Source organism: Methylomagnum sp., assembly GCF_054333355.1.
Map to the genome: position 1 here is coordinate 1 of NZ_JBTEKS010000116.1, position 11,437 is coordinate 11,437.

8 protein-coding genes and 1 pseudogene are annotated in these 11,437 nt (G+C 57.7%); all 9 read right to left on the bottom strand.

Going from position 1 to position 11,437, the window contains the following annotated elements:
• Positions 1–594 (bottom strand): hypothetical protein (locus tag ACXWUF_RS10795; protein WP_458494685.1); only part of this gene is annotated, 594 nt, incomplete at its 3' end.
• A gap of 195 nt (positions 595–789) precedes the next feature.
• Positions 790–2,235: a flippase gene (locus ACXWUF_RS10800; protein ID WP_458494686.1), complete on the bottom strand. Its 1,446-nt coding sequence runs from the start codon at positions 2,233–2,235 to the stop codon at positions 790–792.
• A gap of 36 nt (positions 2,236–2,271) precedes the next feature.
• Positions 2,272–3,639 carry an O-antigen ligase family protein gene (locus ACXWUF_RS10805; RefSeq protein ID WP_458494687.1) on the bottom strand — a complete coding sequence of 456 codons (1,368 nt, stop codon included), beginning with the start codon at positions 3,637–3,639 and terminating at the stop codon, positions 2,272–2,274.
• Between the two features lie 56 nt (positions 3,640–3,695).
• Positions 3,696–4,412: a class I SAM-dependent methyltransferase gene (locus tag ACXWUF_RS10810; RefSeq protein WP_458494688.1), complete on the bottom strand. Its 717-nt coding sequence runs from the start codon at positions 4,410–4,412 to the stop codon at positions 3,696–3,698.
• 107 nt (positions 4,413–4,519) lie between these two features.
• Positions 4,520–5,194 (bottom strand): class I SAM-dependent methyltransferase, encoded by a 675-nt coding sequence (locus ACXWUF_RS10815; protein ID WP_458494689.1) that lies wholly within the window; start codon positions 5,192–5,194, stop codon positions 4,520–4,522.
• A 47-nt stretch (positions 5,195–5,241) separates the two neighbouring features.
• A complete protein-coding gene (asnB, locus tag ACXWUF_RS10820) occupies positions 5,242–7,221 on the bottom strand; it encodes an asparagine synthase (glutamine-hydrolyzing) (RefSeq protein ID WP_458494690.1) in 1,980 nt (659 codons plus the stop codon).
• 36 nt (positions 7,222–7,257) lie between these two features.
• Positions 7,258–8,106 (bottom strand): class I SAM-dependent methyltransferase, encoded by an 849-nt coding sequence (locus tag ACXWUF_RS10825; protein WP_458494691.1) that lies wholly within the window; start codon positions 8,104–8,106, stop codon positions 7,258–7,260.
• Between the two features lie 19 nt (positions 8,107–8,125).
• Positions 8,126–9,856 (bottom strand): family 10 glycosylhydrolase, encoded by a 1,731-nt coding sequence (locus ACXWUF_RS10830; protein ID WP_458494692.1) that lies wholly within the window; start codon positions 9,854–9,856, stop codon positions 8,126–8,128.
• 385 nt (positions 9,857–10,241) lie between these two features.
• A pseudogene (locus ACXWUF_RS10835) lies at positions 10,242–11,437 on the bottom strand (hypothetical protein); the annotation flags it as partial.

An 11,437-nucleotide genomic window follows, 5' to 3' on the forward strand; every position in this document is an offset into this window, starting at 1 on the left:
TAGCTGAGCCACCGCCTCCGAGCTGATGGATGCTAAGGCGGAATGGAAGTCATCGGTATCTATGGCGTTATTGACGACTGAAATGCGCTCGACTGGAAATTCTTTTGATTTGACGATTGCGGCGCTCAACTCGGTATAGGCGAACCACCAATCTACCGGGGTTAATAGCGCCGCTTTAAGGGTTTCCCGGAAGCCATTTTTGCCACCCGCCTGAAAGTTTTGGCCGTGGCCCCAATAAGCCACTCGCTGTAGACCACATTGACGGGCGGCGAGCAGTCCATAATTCAGCAATAGGGAGTTAGCCTGTTCGACAATCACCAGATCGGAAGCCGCCACAATACTCAAGCAGGGTTGCCACACCAGATTCAATCCCGCGAAGCGTATATAGCGGTTATTGATGCGTGTGGCCCAATCTCTCGGGAAATCGACCGTGACCGGCACCGTACCCGGCCATTCCTGCCCATATACCAAGTGTAAATGGATGGCCCGTTCGCGTAGCCGTTCATGTAAACGGTCAAAAAAAGCTACCCGATAATGCGGCAAAACCCGTTGCACAATGACGACCGACCGGCTTGATGAAGCGTGTTTTTTCATGCTGGGATGATATTAGCGGGCCGTGGGTAAATACTTGTTAAGGCGATTTCTAGGAAAGAATATCTTTATAGGATGGGTGGAGCGTAGCGAAACCCATCGCAATGCGGCCCGGTTCGATGGGTTTCGCGAGTACGCTCCACCCATCCTATATCCAGCTCAACGGGTACGTTCATTTCCCAAAATCACGTAAAACAATCATGGCGCAATACTTGGCCTCCGCTGGACGCGCCGGAACAAGTCCGGGCTGGTCAGATACGCCAGTAACAGACCGCCGCCGCCGAAGCCCAGCGCGTAAATTACCGCGTCCACAAGCACGGGATGTTGCGTGTAGGCGATATAACACGCCGCGCCGACCAGCACCGCGCAGGGCAGGCTACGTACCAGCGAGCGCCGCAACAGCCCAGCCATCCACAGCATCAGCCCGGTATCGACCAGTCCCCGCAGCGCCCAGGCCAGGGCCGCGCCAGTCAAGCCCCACGCTGCCAGGCATAGCCACAGCACGGCGATATATGGGAGGAATTCGGCCATTTGAAACTTGGCGACCAGATCGGGTCGACCCCTCGATTGCAGCAACACCCGCGCCATGAAAACCGGCCCATTCAGCCACATCCCGACCAGAAAAATTTGGCCCAGCGGGGTGGCGCGTTCGGCCACATCCTGCCCCACCCACAGCGTCAGAAAGGGACCGAGCGCAAACATGGCGGGCGCCAGCAGCGCCGTCATCATCGCGATGAGTTGCAGCACGGCCCGCTCGGCCTGATCCCGCGCCTGTCCCGCGTCGACCAGCTTGGATAGCCTTGGAAACAGCGACCGTTGTAGGGCGTCCGGCAGAATCCGAACCTTGTCGGTCAGCCCAAAGGGGACGCTGTAAAACGTGACGGATTGAGCGCCCAACGCCACGCCGATTAATAGGCGGTCCACGCTTTCCATGATGGGATTGGCTAGCCCCGTCACCGCCGACCACGCGCCATACCCCAGCAGCGGGCGCACCTCATGCCGCGCCACGCCTCGGATGGTCCTGATTCGCAGGTGCAAAATCGCGGCGATGAGTTGGGCCGAAGCGTAAGCGCCACGGGCGGCTATCGCGGCGGCGACCATCACGGCCAGACTCGGACCCCAATACCACACCGCGACTAAAGGGCTGACCTGAAAAACGGCGAAGCCGACAAGCTGCAACAGATTGGTGGTCCCGAAGCGCTCGCGGCCTTCTAGCGCTCCGACCGCGACGGTGCCAAGCGCATTCACCGGCACCCAAGCGGCCATCCACGGCAGCGCGTCCGCCATCTCGACCGTCAGCGCCTCGCCGACCGTGAAGACATAATCCAGCAGCATATAAGCGCTGCCATATAGGATTCCGACACCCGCCACGGCGAAGGCCATACTCAGCCAAAACGCGGTCCAGAACACGGTTTGCCGCTCCTGCACGGCGCTTTCTTGAAGTGGCGCGATGCGGTTGGCGACGGCGCGGGGCAAGCCTAAATCGAACACCGCGAAATAACTTAAAAACGTCCAGATAATGACCCAAGCGCCATAGCGGGCCGACCCGACTAACTGTAGATAAAGCGGTACTGTGGCAAGTGAAATCGCCGCTGGAATTAGATTACCGGCGATATTGAAAATGGTATGGCGTTTAACCGACATGCCCGGCTCCCGGCCTAGCTCTCTGCGGCGATAGGCTCAAGTCGATTTACCTTGAACCATCTGCCCATAATCCTGGCGTTGATAAGGATATATTAAAGCTGGTCTAATTGATTTCCCTTGATCTGGCACCGGATTTGAAGGCCGAAGATGCATCGCAAATGCAGCCAGCATGAAGAATAGGACACTATTGAATACCGTCACCGCATAAATCACATTCTCGGATATATTGGAAATACTTAAGAATACCAATAAATAGAATTCCGCTGGATATTGCCGGGCGGTGTCGTTACCGTATAGCCGCCAAATAGACGCCACAATCAAGCTTAAATAGAAGAAGGTGCCGACGAAGCCCGAATCCAATAGGGATTGCATATAACCGCTGTGCATGGTGGTCATGCCGATACTGCGGTTGGCGCTTAAATCATCCGATTTAGCATCGAAACCCACGACATTGCGATCATCAATAAAAGCCGTGGCCCCGGCGGTCAATCCCAATCCCACAATCGGGTTCTCATAATATTTATAGAGGGCTTTATTCCAAAGCTCTAGTCGTCCCGTAAGATTGGTGATTGATTCCACCCGTGCGAACTTCTTGACGGAATCACCTTTGATCCGTACGTCAGCGATATATACCCCGGCAATGAGTATGGCCCCGATCAGGCCCAGGCCCGTGATAACTTTGAAGCTATGTCGAAAATAAATGGCATAGGTGGCCATGCCCGCCACAAACGCCGCCACCCAGAAGGTTCGCGACTGGGTGAGCAACAGACAGGCCGCCGCACAAACGAAGGCACCCGCCCGCAACCAGAGACGCTTGTTTTTCCAGAAAAAGCAAATCCCCATTAGCACGCCCGCACTCGCGCCGGTAACGCCCGATTTGGGAAAGACTCCCCGGAATCTTAGCTCGCCAGCATAAAGCACTTCATAGGCGAGATTAGGCTTCACCACATATAGCGCGAGGCTGATTATCATCAATAGCGAGTAACCCCAGAAGGTGGCATTCAAAATAGCGGCCTTGATTGGCTCGGGATTCTTCGATTCGCTACAAGCGATGGAAAAAATTAGTACCGTAGCCACGGAGAGCGTTTGAAACCCAACATAGACTAGAGAATCGGTGACAGCCAGAGATAGGAATATAGCGACTAAATAACCAAACTGCGGCCAATAGCGTGGCATAGCCCGTAGGACTTTGGGTTGTAGCATTCCATAGAAACCCATTAACGCGACCAGCACGAGGGAAACCCCTCTCAATACCTCGAATGGCGCATTGAAATAAAGGTTATTTCTCGCGATAAGCGAAAAGACTAGAAAGGTGGCCGCGTATTTCATAGGAGTAAGCGCCAAATCAACTTGGAGTGCAAGGCTTGCCTTGCCTTCCAGAACAGCACAAGGCAAGCCTTGCACTCCAAAAGCCCTTGTCAAACGGTAGCATCGACAGGCTTAGTTTATAAAACACCAAACTAAGCGCCAATGGTCAACCGGCGCAGCTTATTCAGCGCTCGCGCTACGAAATTGCCGATACTGCCGGGTAACTTCACGAGCAGGTATTCAAGTTTCGCCACGCCTTCAATTTGGCGAATCCATTTCTTGGGATGCACCCGTGCTAGGGCTTGAATATCGGTGTGTGCCGCTGCCGTCGCGAGAGAGGGATACTGATTCAAGCAATCCTTGTGAACATAAAGAAAGGTGTTTTGTGCATAGTAGTATGCACAATCAGGCCGATTCCAAACTTCATTACGAATCACATCGGCGCAGACATAGCCACGGCGGGCGAACTTTTCCGCCCAATATTCCGGCCATTGCTCATTGACATGGTGGTCGCCGCCCTGATGAGGTATCGCGGCACCGAACAGAATCACTGGCGCAAGACCGCACAAAAACTCGACAAAACCATCCGCGTCCCGCTCGTGGAGATGCTCGGCAACTTCCAGGGATTCGGCGAGATCGAACCGCCGTCCTAGCGGTGTGGGCCTGGATAATTCCATGGCCGTGAACTGGGCGGCATCAATCAATAATTGGTCCCGCTTGACATAAGCGCCGTCAAGACCGCGTATCTCAGCGCCCCGCTCCTGCCAAACTTTCAGCCAAGTGCCGATACCACAGCCCACATCCACCACGCTGGACGGGGGCTGAATATGGTTTAGCACCACTTCAATAACTGCCTTGGCGGAGGCCATGGATTCATCCATGTAGCCCGCGTAAAAACCCTGATGATAATATTTGCTGGTACTCACTTAATATCCCAAGTCAGGTGAATTAATCGACAAACTAATCCAATCATAATTCAAGCAGGTTTCCGTGCATCCACAATCAAAGACGTGTAGCGCAAATTCCCCACCCGCATACTTTCCTGCTTATCGAAGCGCACGGAGCGGTTAATATGCCCGTCTTCGGAGTTCCAAAGCACCGCGTGGAAGCTGCCCGCCGCGTCGAAATACTCCAGCGGCTCGACCTGGAAACCCACGGATTCCAGCAAGCCAGCCAAGCTCTCAAACGTGAAAAATACCTGATGCCCATCCTTAGGGGGCGCGACCTCGGCCACATATTCTATATCCTTGCGGTTGCCATCCGGGACAGCAATCCTAAATACGCCACCGGGTTTTAAATAATCATAAGCCAAACCCAACATGATCCGGTTTTGTTCCATGCTGAGGTGTTCCAAGACATGCTCCGCCAATAAACGGTCGATACTGCCGGGATTAAGGAATTTATCCCAATCCTCCGCCTTGAGTATGTCCAAGGTATATATATCGGTGGCAATCCAGCCGTGATAGCGCAAGCCACCCGCACCTATCATCAGCTTTAACGGAACGCCCTGCTTGCTGTGGGCTTCGATGGCTTTGGTTATCCGCGCCGATGCCACACCCGAGGTGGCTTTAAAATAGGTTTCGCGGATCAACGCCCGGATACTATATGGAATCCATCCTCTAAAATTTAGGCCCGCCATTATTTCAGACATAAAGTTGTTTTCCTCTTCATAACAAGCCCCCGTCTCAATTAACTCGCTCATAACTCAGCCCCTCCGGTGTGGATGGACGTAACGGGGTCGCGTTGCGAATCACGCGAATACCTAGCCAGAGCGTCCATTTCTTCGGCCCAAATTTCAAGGACCAAGACGCTGAAACATAGCTGAAACCAGGCGCTTAAACGGGAACGGCTGGATAGAAACCTTCTCGCAGCGAGCGGAGTGATAATGTCTTGCCGCACCAGATACCCGTCGGCGACATGGGCGCCGTAGGTTTTGCCCAAGGCGTCGAACCACGCCAGCACGGGCGGTGAAAAACCGGTTTTTGGCCGTTGCAATACCCATTCCGGCAGCAACCGCCCGAGTGCCCCTTTCAGCCAAGCCTTGGAACCCAACCCGTCATCGGCGCGATGCTTGCGGAGACCGACCACGGTTTCGGCCAGCCGGTAGTCGCAGAACGGCAACCTGAGTTCGACCCCATGCGCCGACGACAGCCGGTCGCCCTGCGCCAAACCGTTCTCCCGCAAATAACCTTCCAAGAGATATTGAGTCACCATAATATCGGTGCCGATGCCATCGCCTGGAGCGGCAAAGGCGTGGGCTGGCGAGGACGCCGCGCCGTCCGCGAAATAGCCTGCGGCGAACATGCGCGGCTTCAGGTATTCCGCCATGCGGAACGAGCGGGTGAATTGATAGGGTTGCCGCAACGCGCCGCCCCGACAGTCCGCTCGGCCCCAGCCGTACACATGCGACCCCACGGCCTGCGCGTAAGCCTTGATATCCGTGTGGAGCGGGCCTAATTGGGCGAGTTCGTCCCACAGCCCGCCGCGCCCCGGCGCCGGACGCCGCAACCACGCCACGCTTTGCCGCGCCCATGGATAGCCCCAGGCCAATTCGTCGGCCCCCTGCCCTTGCAACAACACCGGACAGCCCGCCGCCCGCGCCGCTTGGGCGATGGAGTAATAGCCATAGCCCGCGATGTCCGAAATCGGATCGTCGCGGCACAGGTTAAGCGCCCGGAAATCCCGCACCACGTCCGCCAGCCCGATTTCGATTTCATGGCTGGGCAGGCCCAATTGCTTGGCGAACGCCACCGCCGGGGTGCGCTCGTCCTGGACATGCTGGCCCTCGTAGCCGACGGTGAAGGTTTGCAGCGTGCCGGGATATTTGTCCGCGACCAGGGCGGCGATGGCGCTGGAATCAAACCCCGCGCTTAAGGCCACGCCGACCGGCACATCGGAGCGCACGATCAACTCGCAGGCTTGATCCATCTCGGCGGCGATGGTTTCTTCCGGGTCGGTGGTGAGCGCGGGCGCGTCCTCGATACGCCAATAGCGGCGCTCGGTCAGGGTCCAGGTGTCCGGCTGGATTTCCAACAGGCAACCCGCCGGCAGTTTGCGGACGCCTCGAATCGCCGTGCGGGGTTCCGGCACCCAGTGGTAGTGCATGAACAAGTCCACGCCCACCGGGTCCAGTTCAAACGGCACTTGGCCCGTTGCCAGCAGTCCCTTGGCTTCCGATGAGAACAACAGGCTGCCGGGCCGCTCGTAGAGGTATAGCGGCTTCTCGCCGAGCCGGTCGCGGGCCAGAATCAAGCGGCGGGCCTTCGCGTCCCACAAGGCCAGCGCGAACATGCCGCGCAATGGCGTGAGGAAGTCCAGCCCCAGCCATTCGTACAGGTGAACAATCACCTCGCAATCGCTGCCGGTGCGGAACACATGGCCGCGCGTTTCTAACTCGGCCCGGAGTTCGCGGTAGTTGTAGATTTCGCCGTTGCACACCAAGGCGACGGAACGATCCTCGTTGTAAAGCGGTTGCCAGCCGCCGTTGAGGTCGATGATGCTGAGCCGCCTCATGCCGAGATATAGCCGGGTGGTGTCGGTCCCGGTGAGGCCGCATTCGGTGACTTCGCCGAATCCGTCGGGTCCGCGATGATAAAGGTGCTGCACCCCGGCGCGGGCCGCGCTAATCGCCGCATCCGACAAGGGATGGGCGGAAATCATGCCGCCGATGCCGCACATGTTTATTAGGTTCCTATGCTGCTGGACTGGGGGAGGTTAAAGCGAAGGTTGTTTCGACTTGAAAGCAATGCCAATGCCCGCCCCCGGATACCAATGGCTCAAGGGCCGCTCGGCGAAAAACAGGAAGTGCCTGCCGGAATCGTTCGCGAAATCCAGCAATGTGTCGGTAACGTGGGCGTTATCCCCCAACACCAGCGCGTCGGCGGAGAGCTTGTCCCGGATGGTTTGATATTCCAGGGCTTCGTATTCGGCGGAATGGTCGCTGTCGTTGATAAAGAGGTCGATCATGGCATTCAGCGCGGTGAGCGAGGCCACCGAATCGCCGTACAGGATTTCGCCATGCTCGGCGTAAGCCCCATGCAGGAGATACCCGGCGTGCGGGTTGATGTCGGTGCCGTAATACCGACCGCCGTGGCCCTCCTCCGCGTTACGGCGCAGCGCCGCCGTGATCACGCACGCGCCCAAGCCCTTGTCGATGCCGGTTTCCACCACCACGTTCGGCTTGGTCGCCCGCACCAAGGCATACCACCCCAAACGCCGTCCATAGCGGGGCGTAGGGTCGGCGACGCTGCGGTCGGGGCTGGCGAGGGTTCGCTCGCGGATGTGCGCGGCCAGGGCCGAATCGTTCTCCAACTCCTGGATATAAGCCAGCAGGGAAGCCTGGGGCTGTCCCGTCACCACGGCCAACATCGCCGCCAGATGGCGCTTGTTGAGGTCGGACAAGTCATAGGTCAGGTTGGTGGTTTCCGACGAGGACACCAGCCATTTGAGGCTGGTCGCCACCTGTCCGCCGAGATGCTTGGCGGCTATCCAAACCCGAAAACCAAACACCGCCGCCCCGCCCAGCAACGGGGTCCGTTTTATCACGCTCAGAATAGGGGTCACGGCACAGAATTTCCTATGGCTAATGATGAGACGAAGACCAGGAGGTTATCGCAGGCGCTTTAAACGGCCCCGCACTCAAGGCGAAAATTTGATCGTCGGACAGGGCCGACGCGATGTAATAAGCCGATCCCTGGCGGGACCAGTGCTGTCCGGCATAGTCGGCGTAGCCCGCCACGATTTGGCCGGGTCTTGGGAAAACCCGCCCGCCCCGCTGGTCATAATTACCGAAAATCTGAATCAAGGCGCCCTTGCCCTGAATGTGCCGCATCACAGTGGCAATCCCCTCGACATCCGGTTTGCGGCGGTAATCCATATTGAACACCACGTCGATTAAGCCGCGTTCAATCCACGCGATTTCATCCCGCCCCTCAAGGTCACGTTTGGCCGGGTCCAACTCGGGATGTCCGTCCACGCTGACAACCAGGCGCGGGCGGATTTTTTTGGCTGCTTTGGAAAACCGCGCCACGATATCCGTGACCGCCGCGCCCTGCCATGCCCTAATCCTCTCGTGTTCCGGGCTGCCGGGGGCCGCCTTGGGCAAATCATCCCGCAATATATGGCCGGTTTTGGCGGCGTAATCCTGTTGGCAATGTGCCGACTCGCAGATACCCATGGCGCGGATATAATCGAGGTTAATACCATCGACTTCATACCGCTTTACCACATCCAAGATTAGCCCGACGATATTATCCCGGAACCGTTCATTATGTATATCATAAGCATCCGCAGGCGTCCCAGCCTCATAATACTCGGGCCACTGATTATCCTCGCGCCGGACGACGGTAAACCAAGGATGAACCTCAATCCCCAGGGCGTGGGCTTTTTGAATTAACGCTGCCAACGGGTCACGCTGTTTGCCAAGCTTGGTCTTGATAGTCGGGTCCATCGCGCTGAGCGGCGTAGGATAATGAGTACCCCGACCATGCCAGACGCAGGGAATCAATACATTAAACCCGGCTTTCTTAAGGCGGGCTAATAAGCGGTTAGTATAAAGCTCGGAAGTGGCCCATTCCGCGCTTTCATCGAATATCACCCGGTTTTGAACAAGCTTTCCATCCACTGTTACGGGAACTTTTTGCCCGCTTAAGGCGGATGGTTTTAACCAGCTTGGCGTCCGCTCGGCAAGGCCAGGAAACCGTTTGGACTCTGCCTGATATAACTGGTAAGCCGCGTCCTCCGATAAAGCTTGCCCCTGAATCCGCAAGCCTTTTATCTCGAAATCGCTGAGCCTGCCCCGCGCCTCGGTCGAGCCAATATCGGACCCCAGATACATCCGCCCCATAGCGGTATAGTTGCCTTGGTAGGCCAGATCGCGCTGAGCCAGCTTTTCCCCATCCACAAACAGTTTACAGCCGGGTTTGTCGGCATTATTCCAAACCACCGTTATCATATTCCACTCGTTCACCTCTAATGGGGAATCGGTCGAGCATGCCAAACCTTCCTGATTATTCAGGATAAACAGCAAGCGCTGTGAATAACTAGGCTCCCACCATCCCCAGGAAAGCGCCATATACCCCGATTTGCCGTCATTCCAAGGCATCGAAAAAATGGTATGCGATTGGCTTGCCCCCGCGTCCCATAGCGGTTTGATCCACAGCGATATAACGCCCTTGGCTCCGGTGATTCCAGGATGTGGCCGAAACTCCGCATACTGGTTGCCGCGCACTTTCAACGTGGTTATCTGTTTGCCGTCCTCGCCCGGCATGATTTCCGCACCATGCAACACCAGCGAATCCTTCTGCCCCAGCACGTCGCTCGTATTAGCTGGTTCCGGGTGGCTCGCCTGATTTTCTGCACCGGATTCAGCCTGAGCAGTCGTCGACTGAGCAAAACACCCTAGCCAAATACACCCACAGAGGAATATCGCGCTTGGCTTTAACCTGGTTTTTGTGCCCCGCGATATAAATATGAGCGGGCGGGACGCCCGCGCTCCGACTAGTGCTTCGTCACGCATGAAACGCCGAGTGGTTCCCGAGGGTGTCGCACGAGGCCGGATGTCTGGGGGTAGGTCGGGCATGTATTCATGCCCGACTGGCCGAAGCGTCGGGCAGGAAATACCTGCCCGACCTACACCTATCACGTCATTCAATGGCTGACAAAGCACTAGGTCGCTGGCCGAAAGGCTTAAGGCTGACTTATTCCTCCACGATCAAGCCCCGAGCAAGCTTCTGCCGGTCGATGGCCTTCTGTAGCTGCTGCTTGCGCTGGGCGGTGGCGGTGGAGGCCATCGCCAGCTTCTCGAACTTGAGGGCCAGCTCCAGATTCGCCAGCGCGTCCGGGTAGGGGATGTAAACGCCGTCCCGGATCACCTCGATGGCGTCCTCGGTGTCGGCCATGGCGAGATGCACCATCTCCTTATATTCGGCCCGCTTCAAGGTCATCGCCTTTTCCGCCAGGGCGTTGGCGCTGCGGATGTTTTCCAGCACGTTGAGATAGCGCAGGAACAGGGCCACAGCGTGGACCTGGGAAGAGTCGAGGCGCATCTGGCGGTTCTTGCCCGACGAGGTGAAGGCACCCGGCGAGTTGTTGAAGGCGTCGGTGTTGTAGAACGCCACGGTTTCTTCCAGGGTGCCGATGCTGTGGTTGTGGAAGAACGGCCCGGTGTCCGCCGCCTCCACCAGGGGCGGCGTGTTGAAGCGGTTCAGGCGGGGATGATTGGCGGGCCGGACACCGCGTGGGTCGGTGCTGCCATCGCTGTAGCAGGTGGCGTTGAAATCCGGGCCGCAGTCGTTCTGCTCGATCTGGCCGAAGCCGCCGTCATAGGCCACCGTCGGGTCCGCCAGCCGGTGCAACTGGTCGCGCATCCGTTCGATGCCGGTGTCACGGGTGGGGTTGGCGGCGGTGGTGGAACTGACCGCCCCGGCGTTCTGATGACAGCCGTTGCAGTTGGCGCTCTGGCCGAAGACGGTTTTGCCGTTGGCGTCCACCGGATTCTGCTTCTGGTCGAACAGCGCCTTGCCCCGCTCCACGATGGCCGACTTGAATTTCAGCGCGGCCAGATTCACGTCGGTGGTCCGGCCCAGGGACAGCATGTAGGCCTCCAGCGCGTCCAGTTCCTCCTCGGTGGGCAGCCTGAAATCGGCGCCTTCCACCCGGTTGAGGGTCTTGGGCAAATGCTGGCGGATGGCGCCCTTGGCGAAATCGCGCAACGAGCCGCTGTCCGGGGCGCCGTCCTGGGACCAGCCGATGGCCTGGGCCTGGCTGTTGTGCTGAGCGAAGTAGTCGGTGTCCTCCTGGAACTCGCCGGCCTTGTCCTTGAGTTCGATGGCCAGCGAGGTGGACAGGGCCAGCAGATGGGAGGCCGAACGCATCACCGGGGGCCGGTCGAAGC